The sequence below is a fragment of the Gordonia sp. AC31 genome (assembly GCF_031844505.1).
GTDB lineage: Bacteria > Actinomycetota > Actinomycetes > Mycobacteriales > Mycobacteriaceae > Gordonia > Gordonia hongkongensis.
Genome location: NZ_JAUZVK010000008.1, coordinates 184036 through 207968, shown reverse-complemented (window position 1 = coordinate 207968; position 23933 = coordinate 184036). Strand labels below are relative to the sequence as shown.

General features: G+C 68.8%; 10 protein-coding genes. 3 read left to right on the top strand and 7 right to left on the bottom strand.

The window, feature by feature from the left end:
• Positions 1 to 114 precede the first annotated feature (114 nt).
• From Q9R39_RS12340 to Q9R39_RS12315, 6 genes are all read right to left on the bottom strand, one after another.
• A complete protein-coding gene (locus tag Q9R39_RS12340) occupies positions 115 to 3597 on the bottom strand; it encodes an arabinosyltransferase domain-containing protein (RefSeq protein ID WP_058250941.1) in 3483 nt (1160 codons plus the stop codon).
• Positions 3590 to 7000, bottom strand: a complete 3411-nt coding sequence (locus tag Q9R39_RS12335; protein ID WP_311277566.1) for an arabinosyltransferase domain-containing protein — start codon at positions 6998 to 7000, stop codon at positions 3590 to 3592. Before Q9R39_RS12335 ends, Q9R39_RS12340 begins: the two co-directional genes overlap by 8 nt.
• A gap of 354 nt (positions 7001 to 7354) precedes the next feature.
• The gene (locus tag Q9R39_RS12330) at positions 7355 to 8563 is read right to left on the bottom strand and encodes a DICT sensory domain-containing protein (protein WP_078111876.1); all 1209 of its coding nucleotides are present in this window, start codon (positions 8561 to 8563) and stop codon (positions 7355 to 7357) included.
• 324 nt (positions 8564 to 8887) lie between these two features.
• Complete coding sequence (locus Q9R39_RS12325) at positions 8888 to 9427, bottom strand: Dps family protein (protein ID WP_058250943.1); 540 nt, start codon at positions 9425 to 9427, stop codon at positions 8888 to 8890.
• 164 nt (positions 9428 to 9591) lie between these two features.
• Entirely contained in the window at positions 9592 to 12903 is a 3312-nt protein-coding gene (locus Q9R39_RS12320; RefSeq protein ID WP_078111875.1) for an arabinosyltransferase domain-containing protein, read from the bottom strand.
• Positions 12896 to 16276 (bottom strand): arabinosyltransferase domain-containing protein, encoded by a 3381-nt coding sequence (locus Q9R39_RS12315; protein WP_311277565.1) that lies wholly within the window; start codon positions 16274 to 16276, stop codon positions 12896 to 12898. Before Q9R39_RS12315 ends, Q9R39_RS12320 begins: the two co-directional genes overlap by 8 nt.
• A gap of 443 nt (positions 16277 to 16719) precedes the next feature.
• Between Q9R39_RS12315 and Q9R39_RS12310 the strand changes: the two genes are divergently transcribed.
• On the top strand, positions 16720 to 18423 hold the full coding sequence (locus Q9R39_RS12310; protein WP_311277564.1) for a DUF222 domain-containing protein: 1704 nt from the start codon (positions 16720 to 16722) through the stop codon (positions 18421 to 18423).
• 55 nt (positions 18424 to 18478) lie between these two features.
• Here Q9R39_RS12310 and Q9R39_RS12305 read toward each other — a convergent pair whose 3' ends face one another.
• Positions 18479 to 21907 carry an arabinosyltransferase domain-containing protein gene (locus Q9R39_RS12305; protein ID WP_311277563.1) on the bottom strand — a complete coding sequence of 1143 codons (3429 nt, stop codon included), beginning with the start codon at positions 21905 to 21907 and terminating at the stop codon, positions 18479 to 18481.
• Between the two features lie 134 nt (positions 21908 to 22041).
• Here Q9R39_RS12305 and aroQ point away from each other — a divergent pair, with 134 nt between their 5' ends.
• Positions 22042 to 22500 (top strand): type II 3-dehydroquinate dehydratase, encoded by a 459-nt coding sequence (gene aroQ, locus Q9R39_RS12300; RefSeq protein WP_311277562.1) that lies wholly within the window; start codon positions 22042 to 22044, stop codon positions 22498 to 22500.
• A 130-nt stretch (positions 22501 to 22630) separates the two neighbouring features.
• Entirely contained in the window at positions 22631 to 23836 is a 1206-nt protein-coding gene (locus Q9R39_RS12295) for a DUF3500 domain-containing protein (protein WP_058250946.1), read from the top strand.
• The last annotated feature ends 97 nt before the right edge of the window (positions 23837 to 23933 follow it).

Here is a 23933-nt window from a genome sequence, read left to right as displayed (position 1 = left end):
GCCCTCCGCAAGCTCCGGGCGCTCCTCAGGGAGCAGGAGTAGACGCGCCCTCCGCAAGGTCCGGGCGCTCCTCGGGGAGCAGAGTGCGTGGTAGTGCGCGGGTAGCAGGACTGCCTAGTTCTTCACCGCCCGCATGGGTCCCGGGGTCCAGAGTCCGTGGTGGGTGTCGGTGGTGATGGTCAATTCGGCGTCGGTCTGCGGGAGGATCGGGGTCAGGCTCTGAAGCATGCCCCAATCCTTGGCCCAGTCGTTGCGCAGGTACGACGGGTACACGCGCGGCCGCAACTCGTTCTCGATGATGCCGAGCGGGCCGCCGGAGTCGCCGGCCATCCAGCGCTGCGAGTTGACCCGTTCGCCTTCGCGGTCCGGCGAGATCCGCCACTCCGGTGTCTCCAGGACCCCGTACTTCACCTGGGCGGGACGCTGGCACGGGAAGGCGAGACCGGCCTCCCAGTCGATGAGCACCGGATCCTCGCTGCCCACCAGCGAATTCAGCGTCACCATCGACGAGACGCGCGGCGGGGTGACGGCCAGCCACTGGTCGCGCAGCGTCGAGGTGTCCTCGGCGAGAACGCGGACCACCGTCGCGCCCGGGGGCGCCTGGTCCATCGGGAAGCGCAGGTTGCGCCACTCGGGGGCACCACCGATGTCGAGCGGCACCATCTGACCGGCCGGTGCCACCGTGCCGTCCGGCGCGACGCGGCCGAACTGCAGTCGCACTCGCTGTCCGGGCCGGGTGACGGCGAGGTCGTCGATGTACTCGACCTGCCCCGCCACCGACATCGTGACGAGCGGCTGCTCGCCGGAGGGGTTCTCCGGCAACTGATACCAGTCGGACGTGAGGCGACCGGTGCCGCTGGGGGAGTTGTAGGTTCCGAGGACCGGGGTCTGGCTCGGTGACAGACCGAACGGCAGCTTCACGGTCGACCCGTTGACGCCGGCCTGGGCGGTCTGCCCACCGCTGGTGTCGCTGGAACCGGTCGTGGTGTCGGTCTCGGCGCCGGTGCCGTCCTCGGTCGGATCGGACTGGGTGCGGTCGACTTCCGCGGTCGAGGTGCCCGACGAGGACTCCTCGGCTTCCTCTTCGGTCTCCTCGGACAGGTCCGACGCCACTCCGTTGGGGTCGAACCCTTCCATCCCGGTTCCGGCCAGCGCGGCGCCCGGCGACGGGTTGTCCTGTCCCGCCACTCGCGCGGGTGACAGCAGTCCGGCGTTCGGATCGTCCTCCACCAGTACGGCATCGGCGAGTGCGCACGGCTGTCCTTGGAGCGCGTTGACGTTCGAGCTCAGCCACGACCACGAATTGCGCTGCGTCCAGTCCGCTTTCGCGAATGACACCAGGGTGAACAGCAACATGATGGTCGACACGACGATGATCGACGGGCTGCGGAGTCGGGCGAACACCGACCGCGACGCACCGGTCCGGACGGCGTCGTCGACGTAGTCGTCGCGGAAATGCTGCCACAGACCGAGGGCGGTCAGCGCTACTGCCACCGCGAGGATCCCGGTCCAGAGCGGGATGCCCCGGACGTCGGGAACCGCGTCCCGCCAGGGGATTCCGTAGCTGCCGACGTACCACCACTGGTTGCGTCCGGAGAACGCGAGCGCCAGGACATATGCGCAGGCGGCGGCGAACAGGGTCCGGTTGCGGCGACGACGCATGATCGTGCGATCGGCGCAGGCGGTCGCCACTGCGGCGAGCGCGCCGCCGATCGCGGCGTACACACCGAGCTGGTGGGTCCACTTGGTCGGCAGGAATGCCATCAGCACGGCCGAGCCGGCGACCATGGCGACCAGACGCCACGTGGGTGCGGTGGCGATGCCGGGCAGGCGGCGCCGGTTGAGCAGCATCACCACGACCAGGACGAAGCAGGTGAACACGATGAGAATGCCGAAACGCCGGGCGATTCCGCCATCGGCGGTCGGATTCATCAGCATGTAGTAGCGCATCGGCTCTTCCCACCACTTGTTGGTGGGGCCGACCTGTCCGTTGACCGACACCGCTTCCAGGATCGGTGCCAGCGGCTGGTCGGCGAAGATCTCGAACATCACCGCGAGCCCGGCGGCGAGAATCGGGAGAAGCAACGGCCACAGACCGTCGCGCTTGCGGCGCACCGCGAGACGTTTGATGAGCGGCCGGATGCCGGCGATCAGGGCGATCGAGGCGATGACGCCGGTGGGATGGATGGTGAGGGTGAACGCCGCGGAGATGATGCCGATCGTCAGCGGGAAGAACCGGCCGGTGGCGATCGCGCGCTCGACGCACACCCAGGTGAAGATGGTGCCCAGCGCGATGAGCGGCTCGACGCGCAGTCCGTTGTTGTACGGCATCCACACCGCCAGGAAGACCAGGGCGGCAGCCCAGATCGCCGGCGTCGACTCGCGGACGGCCCGCCCGAGACGGGGGATCGCCGCCCGGCTGATCAACCACCACGACGCCATCGCGAACAGGAACGGCAACAATCGCAACCACGGCGTCGCGGTGCTGATCTCCATCCACGCCGACAGGTAGTGGTAGTGCCAGCCGAACGGATCCTGCGGGACACCGAAGTAGCGGTAGTAGTTGTCGAGATAACCGGCCTCGCCGGCGATCCGGCCGACCGTCACCTGGTATCCGTCGTCGGCGGTGTTGCCGCCGACGAACAACCAGATCAGCAGCACCAGGGTGACGACTCCGTCGACCGGGCGTACGCGCCACCAGCCCGCCGGGAAGATCTTGTGATGGCCGCGCGCGTCGCGGGCGTCGAGGACCGCCAGCGCGGCAAGGGAGAGGATCGTCGACGCGATGCCGAGGACCAGCAGCCAGAACTTGAGTGTCGTGGGCGTGGAGACGAACCGGGTGTCGATGGTCGACCGGAAGGAGAGTCCGTCGGTGCTGACGTCGGCCGGAAGGCTCGAGTACACACCGATGATCTGCGGCCGGGCGTTGGGATCCCGCAGATCGAAGGACCGGACAGCGCCGGCCTCATCGTCATTCGGCCCGCTCCCTCCGCTCCCGGCGCCGGCGGCGTTCTCCGGCAGACCCTGGATCGACCCCCGCGTGCCCTCGGTGTCGGATTCGACGACGATCCGACAGTCCGGCGCCGACTGTGCGGCCGCGCGAGGAGTGTTGAGCAGCACGACGTTTCGTTGCACGACCTGGAGCGAGTCAGCGGTGGCCCGGACGAAGAGGCCGACCTTGCCTGCCTCCGCGCCGCCTTCGGGCACCGTCGACAACAGCACTCCGCCGGACGCGGGCAAGGACGCGCCGAGTGCACACGGAACCGTGACGTCCATCGAGACCGGGACGAACGACACGTTCGGTGCGGCGACGTTCGCCACCGAACCCTGTTGCGGCCAGGTCAGTTCGGCCTTCGTGTAGTCGACCGGCAGGAACGGGCTGAGCAGTGCTAGCAGGATGCCCACGATGCCCGCGGCCATCGCGACGATACGCGCGGTGCCGGCGTGGCGTTCGGCGAAGCCCGGGCGGCGGTCACTCACGAATGACGCGGTGTCGGCGGGACTTCGGGAAGAAGTGTCGGTGTCTGCCACGTCTGCCTGGTTCTCTCCGGTGTGCCGCGTCGCCGGTTCGGCGTGCGAGTGGTCGGGGTCAGTCATCTTCGGGCACCACCCTGATCGGGCCGGGGCGCGACCATCCCCAGGTGGTCGACGTTCCCGTCTGCACCTCCGCGGGTCGCGCCTGCGGCACCAACGGGGTCAGGCGCTGCAGGTTGCCCCACTCGCGGTACCAGTCGTCGTCGAGGTAGGTGGCGAGGGTCGACGGCCGCGTGAGCGCCTCCACCGGCGCCAGCAGTCCGCCGTCCTCGGTGGCCATCCAGGTCTTGGACTGCGAGTTGGCGATCCACGACTCGGGCAGGATGCGCCACTGCGGGAGGTCGAAGACGCCGTGGTGGGCGGTCATCGGACGCTGGCACGGGAACACCGCGCCGGCGGCGAAGTCGATGAGCACGGGATCGGTGGAGCCGACGACGGTCTGGAGGGTCTGCAGCACCGGGGCCCGCGGCGGGGTGACCGCGAGCCATTGGTCCGGGTCGAGGTTGTTGTCCCGGGCGACGATCCGCATCACGGTCGCATCAGCGGGAACGCGGTCCATCGGGATGCGCAGGTTTCGCCACGGGCGGTTGGTCCGCTCGGGGTCGATCGGGATCGCGGGCGCGCCGACCTCCTCGAACTGTCCGTTGGCAGGAACATTCGGCCCGCTCGCTTCGCTCCCGGCGCCGGCTTCGGACTCCCTACCGAACTGGACCTCCAACGCCTGCCCGAAGTTCGGGACGCCGTCCCGGTCGAGCGTGAAAACCGCGCCGGCGGCGGTGATGACGATCAGCGGCGAGGAGTCGCGGGCGGGCAGGCGATACCAACCGGTGGTCAGAGTGGCCTGGCCGCTGTTGGTCTCGTGGCTCCCCAGCACGGGTGTGGTCGCCGGATCGAGACCGAACGGCAGTGCGGCAGTGCTGCCGTTGACGCCGCGAGGCCCGACGCCGCCGGTGGTTCCCGGGTTGCTGCCGTAGACGATGAACGTCTTCGACAGGTCCGCCGAGGTGTTCATCGCGCCGGGTTTCTGGGCTCCGGCCTGCGGCGTCAGATCGGGCTTCACCCCGTCGGGACGGAATCCCTGGGACTGACCCTGCAGCGTCGACGACGCCGTGCCGCCGTCCGCCGGCGTCAGCATGCCGCGATTGGGATCGGGTTCGACGAGCACGGAATCGGCCATCGCGCAGGTGTTTCCGCGCGCGGAGTCGAGATTGGCGGACAGCATCGTGAAGGTGTCCGCGCGGCTGGTCGCGGCCTTCGCGAACACCGCGAGTTCACTGACGACGATGAGGACGGCGATCACCGCGATCGGCGCGGAGGCGACCCCGATGCGCCAGCCGGCGGGCGCGGCACCGCGGTCATGGGCGAGGCCGGTCTCGTCGACGAAGTCCATCCGGAGGTGTTGCCAGATGGCGAACAGCAATGCCACCACCGCGAGCGCGAGGAGCACGGTCGACACCTGGATCCCGGCGACGACAGGTGCCTTGTCGAACCAGGCGATGCCGAAGTTGTAGGGCCACGGCCAGGCGTTCTTGCCCGCCGCTGCGGCCGCGCACGCCACCAGCAGCCCGGCGACCAGGATCGACAGGTTGCGGAGCGTGCGGCGCGCCGCCTGCCCGATCGCCACGCAGGCGACGGCGGCCAGCGCCGCGCCGAGGCCGGCGAAGATGCCGAACTGGATGGTCCACTTCGTCGGCGTGAACGACAGGAACAGGATCGTCAGCAGGGAGGCGCCCAGTGCGCGCCACACCGCACCCGGATCGAGGCCGTCGATCCGCTTGCGGCGCAACATGATCGCCAGGACGACGAACATGGACACGGCGAACAGGAGCACCGGGATGCGGCGGGCCAGGGCGCCGTCGGTGGTGTTCACCGCGAGGAAGTAGTAGCGCAGGAGTTCCTGATACCACGCCAGCGTCGGACCGACCGAGTAACGGATCCGCAGGGCCTCGAAGACGGTCGCGAGGGTCTGGTCGCGGAAGACGATGATGACGACCAGCGCCACACCCGCGAGAAGGGGGGCGAGCAGCGGCAGGAGCCCGTCTTCGGCGCGGCGTCGGACCAGGATGCGGAGCATGGGCCGGGCGCTCGCGATGAGCAGGGCGAGCGCGACGAGACCATGCGGGGCCAGGGCGAGCGTCAGCGCGGCAGTGAATGCGGCGATGACGGCCGGCAGCATCCGTCGCGTCGAGACCGTGACCTCCACCGCCCACCAGGTCGCCAGGGTGCCGAGGACGATGATTCCCTCGCTGCGCAGCCCCGAACACATCGGGAGCCAGAACGCGAGGAAGACCGCCGCGCCGGTGAGCATCGCCCACTGTGACCGCCGCACGGCGCCACCCAGGCGGGGCAGTAGGACTCGGCTGAGGATGAACCAGGCGGCCAGACCCGCGAACAGGGACGGGAGCCGCATCCACAGGCCGGTCGTCGAGATGGTCGACCAGTACGCCAGGAAGTTGTAGTACCAGTCGAACGGCGCTTCGGGGATGCCGTAGAAGCGGTAGTAGTTCGCGAGGTATCCGGTGTCGGCGGCGTTGCGCCCCATGTTGAGGATGTAACCGTCGTCGGGTGACCCCGCCCCGAGGAAGTGCCAGACCACCAGCGTCACCGTCACGCCGATGTCGGTGGGGCCGGGCCGCAGGACCCGGCGCCACCGGAGGCGCCGGCCGACTCGTCGGTGATAGCCGTGGATGCGGTCGAGGCGTCCGACGGCCACGAGCGCGACGATCGCGGCTCCGACACCGACGACCATCACCACCCACTTGAGGATCGACGGCGACGAGTCGAAGCGATCGTCGATCTCGAGGCGGACGTCGACACCCGGGGCGGCCCGGAGCTGTTCGGGCGTGAGGTCGGTGAAGATGCCGGCGATCTGCGGGTTCGACGCCGGTTCGGCGAGGCCGACGGCGCCGCCGCCCGCGATCGCCGGTCCCGGGGGCAGACCGACGAACTGCGCGCCGGTCGTCGTGGCGTCGGAGAAGATACGGAGTTCGGTACAACCGGCCAGCGCGTCCCGCGGCACCGAGGCGAGCGTCTTGTTGCGGTTGGCGACGGATACGCCGTTCGCGTCGGCGACGACGAACAGCCCGTTGTCCCGCGCATTCACCGCGGCCGCGGGCATCGTCGACAGCACGACGGTCGACGTGTCGGCGGGGGTCGTCGACAGCACGCGACACGGGATCGAGATGTCGACGTTCCGGGCGGTCTGCGCCACGAGCGGAGCCGTGACCGATGCCGAAGTGCCGGTCTGTTGTGGCCATGTGATCGACGCCGTCGAGGTGCTGACGGGCAGGAACGGGGTCAGGATGCCGGCGACGACGGCGATGAGCCCGGCGACCGCGGCGACGAGCGCGACGGTGCGGGACTGCGGTGCGCCGGACGCACGCTGGGCAGCAGCTCCAACGGTGGTGTCGGCGTTGCCAGCGGACACTTCAGGCGACTTCGGCACAGGCGCATCGTAGTCAGCCATGCTGTGACAAACCCAAATCCCCTGACCGGATAGCTCGACGTGGCCTGGGTGGCTTCGACACGGCTCCTCGCTGCGCTCGTCACCTGCTCAACCAGCGGGAGAGGCGAGGCCGCCGGATCCCCTCCTGCTGGCCGAGCAGCGTCGTCCGAGCGCAGCGAGGCAGCCGGCTCCCCGCCCGCTGGCCGAGCAGCGTCGTCCGAGTGCAGCGAGGCAGCCGGCTCCCCGCCTGCTGGCCGAGCAGCGTCGTCCGAGCGCAGCGAGGCCGCCGGCTCCCCGCCTGCTGGCCGAGCAGCGTCGTCCGAGCGCAGCGAGGCCGCCGCGTCCGTCGAGGTCACTTCCCGCGCGCGACTCGGATCAGGAGAACCGCATGAGGATCGAGTGCACGGCCTGGGTGACGGTCATGCGGTCGTAGGTCTGCACGAACTCGAAGGTGCGCTCGAGATCGGGACCGGCGTCGTGCTGGTCGCGCGCCGAGAGCAGCGCCGCGAAATGCGGCCCGAGGACGGCGACATTCCACTCGTTGATCAGGTCGTCCTCCGCGTCGAGCGGCGCGCGGTGGACGTTCCCGTCCCGGATGTCGGGCAACCCGACTCCGTAGACCCCGGCCAGACCGGTCTTCTCCGACATCTCCCGCCACCGCTTGGCGGTTCGCGAGGTGAAGTGTTCGGCGAACTGGAAGGTGCCCAACACGATCGCGGCGCCACCGATGGCCGCCTGCTCCTCGAGTGCCTTGCTCATCTCGATGAGCAGGCGTTTGTTGCCCATACGCGGCGGGATCGAGGTCGACGCGATGCGGTACGGCGTCGACTTGTCCGGGCCGGGGGTGGTCCACACCGGCATCTCGGGCAGCGGCACGACGGTCCGGCTGGCGAGGACGGACGGGTCGGTCACGGCGGGATACAGGTCGCCGATACCGAAAGCGGCGCCCATCGTCTGGGCGGTGATCCGGGTGGCCTCGTCGTCGACGCCCTCGGCGATGACGACGGCATGGCTGCGTTCGGTGTGCGCGGCCAGCGCGTGGGCCAGGTGCGCGGCGTCGGAGTTGGTCTGCGACGTGAGCAGTTCGGCACCGGTGACGATGATGTCGGGTTCGACGAGGGAGAGCAGCGTGGCCGCGTGCTCGCTGCGGACGAGCCCGTCGACGCAGATGATCTTGCCGGCCGCCCGGGCGCGGGCGACGCGGGCGAGTGTCCGCTGCGGGCTGCGTTCGACGGCGTCGGGGAGGATGACCATGACGTGACGTTCGAGGCTGCGCGCCGTCTCGTCGTCGAGGTTGTCGATCAGGTCGAGATCGAGGGAGACCAGCAGCGGCAGGATCTTGGCCAGCGACTGCGCACGTTGGGACGCGGCCATCTTGCGCTTCCGCTCGTCGAGCACAGGGTGTTCTTCGACAAGACGGGCGGCGCGTTTGAGGGCGGCGGCGGTGGCGAGCCGGGTACCGGCCGGCCCCCGGAGCTGCAGTTCGACGGCGGCGAGAGCGCCATCGGACAGCCGGCAGACCGGCGCGAACTGCATGTGGAGCTCCAGATCATCGAACAGGGTGAATGATCGCGTTTCGGACACACGTGCCTCCCCGTCAGAGCGGAAGAGCGCCCCGATCGATCTGGTGGACGCGGATTGCTTCACATCCTGTTCGCGGCGTTAGCCTGTGGCCAGCGTAACAAACCACGAACGGTGGACATGGTCGAGAAGCCCTTGGTCCCTGAGGTCCCAAGCGGCGCAAGGTATTCGGCTGTGAATCCGGGTGCGGGTGTCAGTGCCTGTTCGTAGGTGTTGGGTACGGAGAGGTGTTACCGCGGCCGCGACCAACTGGGCGGAAGGTCGCGACCGCGGTTCCGGGGCGGGTCCGGGGGTGTGGTGACCCGCTACTCGGTCTGTTGCGCCAGGTCAGCGGGCTGCGTCGGCCGCTGCCTTTTCGCCGCTGGCGCCGGCATGGGTGAGCTCACCGGTGTAGCTCTCGAGGTGTGCGCGGACGAACCACTGGAACTTCTCCAGTTCGGCGGTCTGTCCGATGAGGATGTCCTCGGTGATCGGATCGATGTCGCCGATCTTCTTGATGCCGTCGCGGTGCGAGGTGATGAACCCGTCATAGACCAGGTCGAGCGCGCCGAGGTGTGCCTGCGCGGTGTCGCGTCCGATGGAGTAGTCGTTCCACGAGCGGTCGTTCTCGATCGCCTTGGCGGTGCCCTTCGGCGACGCTCCGAGCGTGGCGATGCGTTCGGCGATGGTGTCCGCGTAGCCGCGGACGAGCTCGACCTGCGGGTCGATCATCTCGTGCACGCCGATGAAGTTCGCGCCGACCACGTTCCAGTGGATGTGCTTGAGGGTGAGGTGCAGGTCGTTCAGCGCGCTGAGGCGCTCCTGCAGGATGCCCACGACCTCGTTGGCGGCTTCGTTGCTGAGTCCAGGTGCGGTGAATGAAGGCATGTCTCGAAATTAGGCCGGTATCGGCGCCGTGACGAGGGCTGCCGGCCATGAGTGACGGAACCGAGACAGCACATCACAGTGAGATAACGAAGGTCTCGAGCGTGTTTGCCGCACCGACCGTGGGGAAAGGGAAACCCCAGGTCGGCGCGGTGTCAGACACCAGATCAATACCCGCTGGAGCGCATCGGCGCGGGGTCGTACAACCCTGAACGGCGAGCCGTCCCGAGGTCAAGTTCCGCAGCCGGCGCCGGGATGATCTCGGTGAACTTCTGCAGGCCGCCCCAGTCACGTCCCCAGTTGTTACGGAGGTAGGTGGGCAGGAGGGTCGGACGCAGCATCGCCTCGGTGATGCCGAGCGGGCCGCCCGCGGTTCCCGACATCCAGGTCTGGCTGTTCTTCCGGGTGGCCTCGGCGTCGGGCATGATCCGCCACTGCGGCACCTCGAGGACGCCGTTGCGCACCTTCATCGGCTGCTGGCACGGGAAGACCATGCCGGGCAGCCAGTCGATGAAGACCGGGTCGGTCTGACCGACCACGTCGTTGAGCGTGGCCAGGGTGCTGACCCGCGGCGGCGTGACCGCCACCCACTCCGACGGTGCGGCCGCGGTGTCGGCGACCTCGACCCGCACGACGGTCGCCCGCTGCGGCGCATCGGCGAGCGGGAACCGCAGGTTGCGCCAGGTCGGGGTCTCGCCGATGTCGATCGGGAACATCCGGCCCAGAGCAGTCACCCGACCGTCGGTCTCGACCCGGCCGAACTGCATCGTGACCTTCTGGCCGGCGTGGACCACCCCGATGCCGTCGACCGCCTCCACCGAGCCGGCGACCGCCATCGTCAGCAGCGGGGCGTCCTCGGAGCGTTCGGGCAGCTGGTACCAGTCCGAGGTCAGCGACCCGGTGCCCGACGGCGAGCCGTAGCTGCCCAGCACGGGCGTCACGGCGGGGTCGAGTCCGAACGGCAGACGCACCGTCGATCCGTTGACGCCGCGGGCGCCCTGGCCGCCCTCGGTGCCGCCCTGCGCGGATGAGCTGTCGGCGGATTCGTCGGAACCCGCACCGGTCTGGGCGCTGTTCTGCGCACCCGAGGTGGTCGACGACTCGGTGCTCTCGGTCGCGTCGACCGAGAGCCGCCCGGGTACGCCGTTGGGGGTGAATCCGATGGCGTCCGGGCCGGCCAGCGCGGCGGCGACACTCGGCGCCGGCCGTCCGTCGACGGCCGCGGGTCGCAGCAGACCGGCGGTGGGATCGGCCTCCACGAGGACGTCGTTGGCCAGCCCGCACGAGTTGCCGGTGAGGGCGCGTGCGTTGGACTTCATCCACGACCACGAATCACGCTGCTCGTAGGCGCCTTTCGCGAACGAGGCGACCATGAACAGCACCATCATCCCGGCGATGACCGGCAGCGGGGAGAACTTCAGCTTCGAATACCACTTGTCGCCGCCCCGGGTTCGGGTCGTCTCGTCGACGAAGTCGTCGCGGAAGTGGAACCACAGACCCGCCAGTGCGGTGGCGACCGCGGCGACGAGGATGAACCAGGCGATGTTGATGCCGCCCACCGTGGGTGGGCGGTCCCACCACGGGACGCCGTAGCTGCCCACGAACCACCAGCCGTTGGTGCCGGCGAAGGAGATCCCGGTGATCGCCAGCACCGCGGCCGCGAAGAAGCTGCGGTTGCGGCGCGATCGCAGCACCGCCGGCGCCATCATGGCGCCCGCCGCGGCGGCGAGGCCCGCGGCGATACCCGCGTACACACCGAAGTGGTGGGTCCACTTGGTCGGTGTGAAGGCGATGAAGAACATGGTGCCGAGGGTCACCGCGACCAGGCGCCAGATCGGCGCGCGCGCAACGCCGTTCGGGTGCTCCCGACGGAGGAGGCGGAGCAGTACGACGAAGAGGCAAAGGATCATCGCCAGCACGCCGAAGCGTCGTGCGAGCGTGCCGTCGGCTGTCGGAAGGATCAGGTAGTAGTAGCGGATCGGCTCCTGCCACCACTCGAGTGTCGGACCGACGTCGGAGGCGACCTTGTTGCCCGCGATCAACGGCGCGAGCGGCTGATCGGCGAAGATCTGGAACAGCACAGCGGTGCCGGCGGCCAGGATGGGGGCGAGCATCGGGAGCAGGCCGTCCCGGGACCGGCGCGACACCAGGGTCTTCACGATCGGTCGGATCCCGGCCAGCAGTGCGGCGACCGCCATCAGGCCGCCGGGCGCGAGCGCGAGGGTGAAGGCGGCGGTGACCACCGCGACGGCGTAGGGGAGCAGTCGGCGGGTCGCGATTGCGCGTTCCACGCAGCACCAGGTGAGCAGAGCGCCGACGGCCTCGGCCGGTTCCGGACGCAGACCGTTGTTGAACGGCAACCAGATCGCGAGGAAGACGAACGCGGCCGACCACACCGCCGGCGTGCTGTGCCGCACCGCGCGGCCCAGGCGCGGGATCACCTCTCGGCTGATGAGCCACCAGCCCAGCAACCCGAGGAGGAAGGCCGGTAGTCGCATGAACGGTGCCGCGACGCTCACGTCCGTCATGGCCGAGATGACCTGGAAGTGCCAGCCGAACGGGTCCTGCGGCACACCGAAGTAGCGGAAGTAGTTGTCGGCGTACCCGGCGTCTCCGGTGATCCGGCCGACGATGAAGTTGTAGCCGTCGTCGGAGGTGTTGGCGCCCGCGAACCACCAGAAGGCGAGAATCGCGAACACCGCGACATCGGGCGGCCGGATCGTGAACCAGCCCGACGGCAGGAAACGCTTGTGGCTGCGGCCGTCCCGGCGGTCGAGGATGCCGAGCGCGATCAGCGAGACGATCGTCATGAGGATGCCGAGCACGATCGCGGTGAGCTTCAGCAGGGTCGGGGTGCTGACGTAGCGGGTGTCGATGGTGGCGCGCAGCGACAACCCGTCACGTGAGACATCGGCGGGCAGATCGCTGTAGACGCCGACGATCTGGGGACGCATCTCGTGGTCGGCCAGCGCGAAGCCGTGCGCGGCGCCGGAGTCCGCGGCCGGTTCGGGCAGGCCCTCGAATCGTCCGCTCACCCCCTCGCCGTCGGCCCGGAAGACGATGCGACAGTTCGGATTCGATTGCGCGGCCGCTCGATCGGTGTTCAGCAGGGCGACGTTGCGGTCGGTGAGGGTCAGAGCGTCGGACGTCGCCCGGACGAAGAGCCCGCGGGCCCCGGCGTCCTGGCCGCCTTCGGGGATCGTCGACAGCAGTACTCCGCCCTGGTCGGGCAGGCGGGTGGCGAGTGAACACGGAACCGACGTCTCCATGTCGATCGGCACGAAGGAGACCAGCGGGGCGGCGACATCGGAGACGTCGCCGCCCTGCGGCCACTGCAGTTCGGCGGTTGACTGATTCACCGGCAACAGCGGGGTGAGGATCGCCAGCAGGAATCCGAGCAGACCGGTGACGGTCGCGACGATCTTCGGGTTGACCCTGGTCGCCATACGGGACGTACGAGGCGTACGGGACTCACTCATCGGATTGGGGCTCCACCCTGATCGAGCCGGCTCGTGACCAGCCCCATTGCGTCGTCTGTGCCGTGTCGATCCGCGCGTCTGGTGCGTCGGACACGAGCGGGGTCAGCTTCTCCAGTGCGCCCCAGTCGCGCACCCAGTCGTCCTGCAGGTACGTCGAGACCGCCGATGCGGACGTGGTGGCCTCCGAGATCCCCAGCAACCCGCCGTCCACGCCGGCCTGCCACGTCTTGGACTGGGAATTGGTCAGCGGATAGTCACCCAGGATGCGCCACTGCGGGACCTGGGCGACACCGTGGGACACACCCATCGGCCGCTGGCACGGGAAGTGCGACGCCACCCCGAAGTCGATGAGGGTGGGTGCCGTCGAGCCGACGACCGCCTGCAGCGTCTGCAACCGCGGTGCGCGCGGCGGGGTGATCCCGATGAACTGCTTCTCGCCGAGGTTGTTGTCCTGCAGCGACAATCGCATCACGGTCGCACGCGGCGGGGCGGCCGACATCGGTACGCGCATGTTGCGCCAGGGCATGTTCAGGATCACGGGACCGGGGTCGATGGGCAGGATGTCGGGGCCGACCTGTTCGAAGTTCCCGTCCGCACCCGGGCGGCCGAACTGCACCACCATCTTCTGCCCGAAGTTGCGTACGCCGAAGGTGTCGATGGTCGAGACGGCGCCCGCGGTGCTGAACACCAGCAGCGGTGACGCCGCGCGGTCGGCGGGCAGGTCGTACCAACCGGTCGTGAGCCGGGCCTCGCCCGGATACCCGTAGCTGCCCAGGACCGGCGTGGTGGCGGGGTCGAGCCCGTACGGCAACTTGGCGGTGGAACCGTTCACGGTCTCCGGTCCGCGCCCGCCGGTGGTCCCGGCGCCCAGCCCGCCGGTGATCGCGAACGGGCGGGCCATACTCGCCGACACGTTCATCTGTCCGGGGCGCTGGCTACCCGGCTCGGGCTGGAGGTCGTCGGGAATCCCGTTCGGGGAGAACCCGACCGGGTTCTCGCCGCGCAGCGCCTGCGTCGTGGTGGCGCCGCCGGCCGGGGTGAGCATGCCGGCGTTGGGATCGAGTTCGACGAGGACATCGTCGGCGAGGCCACAGCTGTTGCCGCGCAGCGTGTTCAGGTTCTCGGCGAGTGCGGTCGACGCCGGGTACCGGGTCACCGCGGCTTTGGCGAACAGCAGTAACTCCACGATCACCAGCAGACCGGCGATCACCGCCAGTGGTGAGGAGGCGAGAAAGAGCCGTCGGCGATCGGCTCGGGTCTCGCCGGGCCCGGTGTCGGCATGTGCGAGACCGCGATTGGTCACGTAGTCCAGCCGCAGGTGTTGCCAGACCGCGACCGCGGCCGCGATCACGGCGAGGATGAGGAACAGCGTCGACGCCTGGTAGCCGGCGATGACGGGGGCGCGATCGAACCAGGAGATGCCGTATTCGTAGAGGAACGGCCACGAGTTGTAACCGGCCATCGCGGCGGCCATCGCGAACAACAGTCCGGAGACGAAGACCGTCAGGTTTCGCGCCGAACGCGCCGCCGACTGGGCCACGGCGACGGTGGCCGCCGCCGCGATCGCCGCCGCCAGCCCGGCGAGCACGCCGAACTGGATGGTCCACTTGGTCGGCGTGAACGCGAACAGGAGGAGGGTGACCCCGACGGCGCCGATGAGACGCCAGACGGGTCCCGGGTCGACTCCGCGAATCCTCGTGCGCCGCAACATGACCGCGACCGTGACGAACAGGCCGGCGAGCAGCAGGAGCAGCGGTACGCGACGGGTGAGGGCGCCGTCGTCGGTGACGACCGAGATGAAGTAGTACCGCAGGAACTCCTGATGCCAGGAGATGACCGGCCCGACCGAGTAGCGCAGCTTGATCGCTTCGAGGACGGTGGCCAGGGTCTGATCGCGGAACACCACGATGAGCACCACCATGCCGGCGGCGGCGATCGGCGCGAGGAGGGCGAGCGTTGCCGCCCAGCGGGATCCGTCCATCCGGTTCCGTCGGTCGATGAGGATGTGCAGCAGTGAGCGGGCCGCCACCAGCAGGATGGCCACGCCGACGACGCCGTGCGGGGCGAGCGCCAGGGTGAAGCCCGCGACTAGGGCGGCCAGTGCCGCGGGCAGGAGCCGCCGGGTCGCGATGGCGTATTCCGCTGCCCACCAGGTCAGTAGCGAACCGAGGACGATGATCCCCTCGCTGCGCAAGCCGCTGCAGAACGGCAACCAGAACGCGGTGAACGTCAGGGCGCCCGCCCAGATGGCCCACGAACTGCGCCGTACCGCGGGGCCGAGGCGTGGCAGCAGCACCCGGCTCAGGACGAACCACGACACGAGTCCGGCGACGAGTTGCGGGATGTGCATCCACAGCACGGACGGCGAGACCGACGACCACGCCGCAAGGAAGCTGTAGTACCAGTCGAACGGTGCTTCGGGGATGCCGTAGAAGCGGTAGTAGTTGGCGAGGTAGCCGAAACCGTCGGCGGTACGGCCCATGTTGAGGATGTAACCGTCGTCGGGCGAACCGGCCCCGAGGACGCTCCAAACCAGCAGGATCGCGGTGACGACCAAGTCGCTGGCCCGGGGTTTCAGTGAATGCCACCACGAGCGGGTGCGCGCGCCGATCCGCCGGTGGTACCCGCCGATGCGGTCGAGCAGCCCGAGCGCGACGACGGCGACGAGTACCGACAGCGCGGCGAGCACCATCACGATGATCTTGAGGATCGACGGGGACGACTCGTACCGGTTGTCGATGGCCACCTGCACGCGCAGGCCGTTACCAGCGGCGTCGCGTGCCTGTTCCGGGCTGAGGTTGCTGAAGATGCCGTCGACCTGCGGGCGGCGGTCCGGCGGCAGGGTCGTCGACTCGCCGAGCCCGACGAACTGCGCACCCGGGCCGGTGGGGGCGGAGAAGATGCGCAAGTCCGAACATCGGCTCAGGTCGGCGCGGGAGGCGGTCGCGGCGAGACTGTTCCGGAAGGTCACGGTGATCGCGGCGTCGGTGGCGGTGACCCACAGCGACGACGACTTCGAGCGTGGTGCATTGGTCGGCATCGTGGCGAGGACCACGCCGTCCGGTGCCGACGCCAGCGTCGCGCACGGAATGCGGGCGTCGAGGGTCTGCGGGGTCTGCGCGATGAGCGGCGCCATCACCGACGACGTGTCGGCGTTCAGATCCTGCCCGGCCGGCCACTCGAAACCGGCGTCGACGGCCTTGACCGGCAGCAGCGGGGTGAGGGCACACAGCACGATGCCGGCGATCCCCGCCACGATCGCGATCCACCGGGCGGTGCCCGCGGAAATCCTGGTCCCGTGCCCCGACGATTCCGGCCCCGACGAGGACGGTTCGGCGGAATCCTCAGGCGAGGTCGGGGCTGTCACAGGCACGGTGCCTCATCGTAAGCGACGTCCCCCGGGGTACCTAGGGCCCACCCCGCGGCTCTGGAGGTTGGTGACGGCCTCCGCAGGCTCCGGTCTCCCTCTGGGAGCAGTAAGTGGGCCCGCTCCGAGCACAACAGTTCTTTCGCAGTCCACGACGGCCGTCAGGCCACAGCTGCTGAGGGGCGGCCGGAGCTTGCGGAGGGCGCGTCAACCCCCTGCTCCCTGAGGAGCGTCCGGAGCTTGCGGAGGGCGCGTCACGAAGGGTTCCGCACTGCAAAGACAGTTCTCGCCCGCGGGCGGACACTACCAGCAACCACCGACAATTTAAGGTGGCAACTCCGCGCAGCAAAGATTCTGTTGGACAACGTATTTCGAGCTGCCGTTTACCCTTCTTTCGTGTACAGTCGAACGTACATTCGCAGCACGGGTTCTCGGGGGAGGTGACCGTCATGTTCGATTCCCAGCAGGTCGTCGGCACCGACGCGCCTTCGCCTCGTGTGGTCGAGTTGGTGGCCGATCTCCACCGCACCCTCGACAAGTTGCAGACCGTGGATCTGTCGCCGTGTACCGATGCCGAACTCGCTGAGGTGGCCGCGGAGACCGAACGCGCCATCGCTCGTCTGACCGTTGCCGGTGACCGGCAGATCGATCAGGCCGTCGCTCGCGACCTGCCCCGCAAGGCCGGCTGCCGCACCCTCATGCAGTACATGACGCACCAGCTACGAGTGTCGAACCCGATGCGCCGCCGTAAGCAGATGGACGCCACCGCCCACCGGACCAGCCTCGGCGGCGAGGTCCTCCCACCCGAATACCCCTGCCTCGCCGAAGCGTTCGCACACGGCGCGGTCGGCACCGCGCACGTGCAGGCCGCATTGGATGTCCTCGACCGCATCCCGGTCGCCGTCGACCACGACATCAAGGTCGCCGCTGAGCGGCAGATGGCCGAGATCGCCACCGACCACACCCCCGCTGAGATCACCCAACTCGGTGCCCGCCTGCTCGCCCACCTCGACCCCGACGGCACCCTGACCGACGACACCGACCAGAAACGACGCCGCGGCCTGTGGATCGGTCGGCAACGCGCCGATGGCACCGCCAAGATCTCCGGCACCCTGACACCCGCACTCGCCGCCCGACTCACCATGATGTTCGCCGTGTGGGGCAAACCCGGACTCAACAACCCCGACGACCCCGCCTCGCCCAGCGGGCCGGCCGGTGCCGCCGACCCCGACGCCCTGGCCACCGCAGCCGACCGCGACGGCCGCACCCTCGCCCAGTCCAATCACGACGCGCTCGACGCTGCACTCGCCGCAGGTTTCGCCGACGGCGCACTCGGCACCTCGCACCGCGGCCTGCCCGTCCAACTGATCATCAAAGCCGACCTCGGCGACCTCGTCCGCGAAGCCGGACTCGCGACCACCGCCACCGGAACCCTGCTGCCCATCCGGGACTTGATCGCGATGGCCGGTGACGTCCAGCCGTGGTTGGCGATCTTCAAAGACGCCACCACTGTGCCGCTGCACTTCGGGCGCGGCAGACGTCTGGCCACCCGCGAACAGCGCCTCGTCTCTTTCGCCCGCCCCGACGGGGAAGTGTGCTCGGCACCCGGGTGTGATCAGCCCGCCACCCAGGTCGACATGCATCACGCCCACAGGGATTGGGCCAAGGGCGGTCTCACCGACATCGACGACCTCGCCCCGGCCTGCCCGCGACATAACCGGATGGTCGGTGACCAGCCCGGGCAGTACACCACCCGCATCGCCCGGTCCGGACCCGACGAAGGCCGCTGCCTGTGGCGGTTGAACGCCGAACCCGGTGCACCGCCCAACCCCGAGCGCCTCAACCGCCGACCCGACATACCCCGGCGGTTCGCAGAACACCTGAACACCGTGCGCAACGAGATCCACGGACCTGCCACCAGGTCCGGCGATGACTCGCGCCCAACCCTTCGTGACGCGCCCTCCGCAAGCTCCGGGCGCTCCTCAGGGAGCAGCGGGCGCCCCGATGCCGTCGGCTACGGCGACCGCGGCCTCCGTCTCGAACTCGCTTATCGCGAACTGGTCCATCCGCGAACACCGCCGGAGCACCTCACCAGCCCACCGCTGACCCCGGTCGAAGCAGAACTCGCACGCATACTCACCGACCACCGGTGACGGCAAAGCAGATCGCCTCGCCGACTACCACCGCGGCGACCGGGCCGCCTAACCGTCAGTGCCGCAACGGCGCGGGACTCCACAGTCCGCTGCGGGTGGCGGTGCCGGTCTCGATCTCGGCGAGCGTGTCGACGTCGCCGTATGGCTCGTAGCGTTCGAGGGCGCCCCAGTCGCGTCCGATGTCGGCCATCAGATAGGTCGGCACCGCCGTCGCCTGCTGGGAGACCTCGAGCCAGCCGAGGGGGCCGCCGCCGAAGCGGTTCTGCCACGCCGACACCGCGGCTGCCAGGTCTGAGCCCGGCTTGATGCGCCACTTCGGGATCTCCGCGACCCCGACGTCGTGGGTGAACGGGCGCTGGCACGGGAACGCCAGGCCCGAAGTCCAGTCGATGTGGACCGGATCGGTGCTGCCGACCACGTCCTGCAGGGTGTCCATCTGCGGGATCCGTGGCGGGGTGAGCACGATGAACCGGTCCTCGGCGAGGTTGTCGTCGGTCGCGACGATCCGCACGGCGGTGGTGTCGGACGGCAGCTCGTCGGTGTTGTAGCGCAGGTTGCGCCACGACGGGCGCGGGCCCGGGTCGATGAGTTCGGTGTCGCCGGCGGCCTCGAGGTCGGCATCGCGGGTGTCGGGACCGATCGGGTCCGCGGTGTACTCGAGCATCACGTTCGGATTGTCGTACTCACCGGCCACCGACATCGTGAGCAGCGGGCGGTCCCGCCAATCCGGCGGCAGCGCGTACCACCCGGAGGTGAGGCGGGCCGGGACCTGGTCGAGCTTGGAGTAGCTGCCCATGACCGGCGTCGAGGCGGGATCGAGGAAGAACGGGAGCGCCGCGGTACTGCCGTTGATCCCGGGTTCGGCGATCTCGCCGCCGCCGGTACCGCCGGGGTTGGAGTTGACGATGTCGGGGGACTGCCAGACGTCGCCGGACAGGACACCCAGCGACCCCTCGCTGGCCGTCGACTCGAGTGCTGTCGGCACACCGTTGGGGAAGAATCCCGAGGTGGACGGCGCGCTGCCCGGTGCGGGCGGCGGTCCGCCGAGAGGGTTGGGCAGCGTCGGGTCGACCGGGCGGAGCATGTCGCGGTCGGGGTCGGACTCCACCCAGACCTTGTCGGCCATCCCGCACGGGTTGCCGGCGACGGCGGCGAAGTTGGACCGGGGTACCGAGTACGACGAGCTCTGGTGGATTCCGGCGAAGATCGCGGTGACGATCTGGAAGACGACCACCGCCATCGCCAGATAGGCCAGCGGGGCGGCCGCCATCGAGGCGACCAGTCGTCGGTACCACCGCTGATGCGCGGCGTCGGCGCCGGTGGATTCCTCGACGTGCGGATCGGTCCCGGTGAACGGCTCACGGAAGTGGAACCACAGCGCGACCAACAGCAGGGCGAGCGCGGCGTAGAGCAGCACGCTGCCGAGCATGATGCCGCCGATCTTGACCTGCTCGACGCCCCACGGCATGCCCCACGCGGAGTAGTAGTAGTACGAGTTCGGCGCGGTGAAGGCGAGACCGCCGATGAATAGGACGAGCGCGCAGAACAGGGTGCGGTTTCGCCTCGAGTGCATGGATTGCTGGCTGGCGGCGATGGCCGCGATCGCGGCGAGGGCGGCCGCGATTCCGGCAAAGACGCCGAAGTGGTGCGTCCACTTGGTGGGCGTGAACATGAGGAACACCAGCGATGCGAAGGTGATCGCGACGATGCGGCGGGTCGGGCCGATGGCGGTGCCGGGGATGCGGTTCTTGCGGACCAGCACTGCCGCTGAGACGACCAAGCCCAGGATCATGGCCAGTACCGCGAACCGACGGGCGATGGAACCGTCGGCAGAGAAGGCGAAGAGCGCCGAGTAGCGACCGATCTCGTTGTACCAGCTCATCGACGGCCCGAGCGCCGACTTCATGCTCGATGCCTCGACGAACGACCGCAGGGTCAGGTTCGAGAACACGACGAAGACGACGAAGGTTCCGGCGGCGAGGATAGGCGCGATGAGCGCCACGAACGACCATCGCAGCGAGCGTTTGCGATCGCGGTCGGCGGTCTCGGGATCGCCGGATGCCGATCCTGCGGATCCGGTGTCAGCGGAGGACAGTTCGGCGACGACGCGGGCTCGCTTGATGAGCGCCATGATCATCGGGCGTGCGCCGGCGATCAGTGCCGCCACCGCGAGCAGGCCCGTCGGGCCGGCGGCGATGCTGAACGCTCCGATCAGGCACGCGACGGCGGCCGGCAGCATGCGACCGGTGGCGATGGCCCGTTCGACCGAACACCAGGTCAGCAGGGCGCCCAGGCAGATGATCGGTTCGGGCCGTAGGCCGTTGTTGAAGGGGAACCAGCACGCGAGGAACGCGAACGCCGCCGTCCAGGCGACCATCGGGCGGGTCAGTGCGGCACGTCCCAGGCGGGGAAGAACTTCGTGACTCACGATGAGCCACACCAGGATTCCGCACAGCAGTGCGGGCAGACGCATCCACGGACTGGCCACGGAGACGTGGCTGAGCAGTCCGAAGACCTGGTAGTACCAGCCGAACGGTGCCTCGGGTGCGCCGTACCAGCGGAAGTAGTTCGCGGTGTAGTCGCTGTCCTGAGCCACCCTCGACATGGTCAGGAGGTAACCGTCGTCGGAGGTGTTGGGCCCGATCATGTGCCACACGATCAGCGCGCCGATCACCACGTAGTCGCGCGCATTGAGTCGCCACCACCGTGCCGGGAAGATCCGACGATGCCGTCGGCCGTCGGTCGAGTCCAGTGCTGCCAGAGCGGACAGAGCCAGTAGCGTCGACGCCACTCCGACGATCACGACCAGCCACTTCGAGATGGTCGGCGCGGTGTTGTAGCGCGAATCGATGGTGACGTGGGCGTCGAGTCCCGCGATGTCGGCCGCCGGCCCGGTGAGATCGGTGAAGAGGCCGGTCACCTGGGGGCGCTGGTCGGACGAGTACTTGAAGGCCTCTTTGTCCTCGGTCGTGCCGGCGAGTGGTTCGTCCTCGCCGTCCTCGTTTCGGGTGCCGCTCGTCATGCCGACGAATTCGGCGGTCACCGCGTCGGAATCGGCGTGCACGACGATCTCTCGGCACCCCTGGTCGCGCATGTCCTGCAGCGTCGCCGACACCAGCGAGACGTTGCGGATGACCACCTCGACGCCCTGCCGGTCCAGGGGCGCATCGGCAGCACCGGTCTTGCGGATGAACAGGCCGCGCTCACCGGACTTCGGTGCCTGCTTGGGCGTGGTGGACAGCAGCACCGATCCACCGGGCGGCAGGTCGTTCACGGCAGTGCAGGGAATCGAGACGTCGAGGTCGACGGGCGTGTAACCGATCAGCGGGGACGACACCGAACCGATCTGACCGTTCTGCGGCCAGTCGATTTCGGCCGTTCGCTGCGACACCGGCATGAGTGGGGTCGCGAGAGCGAGTAGGAACCCGAGCAGACCGGTGACGATGGCGACGATCCTCGCTCGTCGAACGGTCTGCGCTGGCACAAAGAGAGATGGTAGCCGTTGGGATGTCCCGCCCCGGTGGGCGGCGGTGCGGGCACCACGGGCGGGTGTCAAAGGCCGCGCCGCGGCGACGCAGGACCGCCGATCGCCAGGTCAGGGCCAGTATGGTGAACGCCATGTCCGACGCCGAGGTGCCCGACCGTCTGCCGATCCTGCTGCTCAACGGCCCCAACCTGAACACCCTCGGCACCCGGGAGCCCGCCGTCTACGGCTCGGACACCCTCGCCGACGTGGTCGACCTGGCCGAGCGCACCGCCGCCGAGCTCGGTTTCGGTGTACGCGCGGCGCAGACCAATCACGAGGGGCAGATGCTCGACTGGATCCACGAATCCGTCGGCGAGATCAGCGGCATCGTCATCAACCCCGGGGGATGGACACACACCTCGGTCGCCCTCGCCGATGCGCTCGTCGTCCCCGATGTCCCGATCCTCGAGGTGCACATCAGCAACGTCCATCGGCGCGAGGCATTCCGGCATCACTCCTATGTGTCACCGATCGCCGCCGGGGTCATCGCCGGTTTCGGCATCCGCGGCTACGAGTTCGCGATCCGCCGGCTCGTCGATCTGGTCGGCTGACCAAGCGGCACGGTTCCCAAGAACCGTCCAGGTTTCTCCCAGGGAGGGAGCAGTGGGCGCCGATAGCTTTCGTCGTGTGCACAAGCGAACCTCTGCCTCTGCCTCTGCCCCTGCCTCTGATCCTCGCCGCGTGCACGTAGCCATCGTGTCGGCGCTGCTGGCCGGGGGCCTGCTCCTCGGTGGCTGCACCACCGACGCTCCCAGCACGTCATCGGCATCGACCTCTGCGTCTTCGTCCGTGTCCTCCTCGATCACCACCGAAGACGCGACAACCACCGCCACCACGATCTCGTCGTCCGCCGAAGCCGCTCAGGCGTTCCTGGCCACCCTGTCCGATGAACAACACGAGCAGGTCACCTACGACTACGACGACGAGACCAAGACGACGTCGTGGTCGAACTTCCCGGTCACCTTCGTCGACCGCGCCGGGGTGAACCTCGCGGATCTGTCCGACGAGCAGCGGGCCGCCGCGATGAAGGTCCTGGAAGCGCTCCTCAGCGACGAGGGCTACGCCACCGTCACCGGAATCATGGGCGGTGACGAATATCTTCATGAGAAGAGCAGTTCGACGGAGGAGTCGCTCGGCCAGTACTACATCGCCTTCTTCGGCGATCCGTCTGATTCGAGTGCCTGGGAGATCCAGTTCGGCGGGCACCATCTCGGCATCAACGCCACGATCGACGGTGCGGCCGGTGAGATCACCTTCGCTCCCACACATCTGGGTATCCAGCCGGCGGTGTACACGGATTCAGACGGCAAGGAGGTCCAACCGTTCGACGGCATCTACACCACGGCGTTCGCGTTCTACGACAGCCTGACCGACGAACAAAAGGCAGTCCTGTACCAGGGGTCGACCGTCGCGAACATGGTGTGCGCTCCCGGAAGCACTTGTGATTACCCCACGGGGACAGGAATTTCGGGCGCTGATCTGACGGATGAGCAGAAGAAGCTGCTGCTCGACGTCATCGCGAACTGGGTGGGCCTGTCCGACGAGGAGACCACCTCCGAGGCACTCGCCGAGATCGAAGCGACGCTCGACGAGACCTACATCAACTGGTCGGGAGCCACCGCCTATGACATGACACAGGGTGACGGTATCTACTTCCAGATCTCCGGCCCCGACGTGTACATCGAATTCGCCGCGCAGCAGGGTTCCGCCGGTGCCGATGTCGAGGGCATCACGACGTCGGGCTGGGGACACGTCCATACGATTTATCGCGATCCCGGCAACGACTACGCCGGCAGCGTGACCCAGCAAGCCGCCACCGGCATGGCCGGAGGAGCGGGCGGTCCCGGCGGGCAGGCTCCGGCTGGATCTCGCCCCGCCAGTGGTTAGTTGTCAGCCTCGGGCAGCCGCCGTCAAGCGACTCGCGAGTCCAGAACTCATCGACTAGCGCAACCGTAGGGTTGCAGAACCTCCGGATTACTGCAAC

Coding starts and splice junctions, on each gene's coding strand:
- Q9R39_RS12340 (WP_058250941.1), bottom strand. CDS start 3,597: ATGACTGACCCCGACCACTCGCACGCCGAACCGGCGACGCGGCACACC.
- Q9R39_RS12335 (WP_311277566.1), bottom strand. CDS start 7,000: ATGGCTGACTACGATGCGCCTGTGCCGAAGTCGCCTGAAGTGTCCGCT.
- Q9R39_RS12325 (WP_058250943.1), bottom strand. CDS start 9,427: ATGCCTTCATTCACCGCACCTGGACTCAGCAACGAAGCCGCCAACGAG.
- Q9R39_RS12320 (WP_078111875.1), bottom strand. CDS start 12,903: ATGAGTGAGTCCCGTACGCCTCGTACGTCCCGTATGGCGACCAGGGTC.
- Q9R39_RS12310 (WP_311277564.1), top strand. CDS start 16,720: ATGTTCGATTCCCAGCAGGTCGTCGGCACCGACGCGCCTTCGCCTCGT.
- aroQ (WP_311277562.1), top strand. CDS start 22,042: ATGTCCGACGCCGAGGTGCCCGACCGTCTGCCGATCCTGCTGCTCAAC.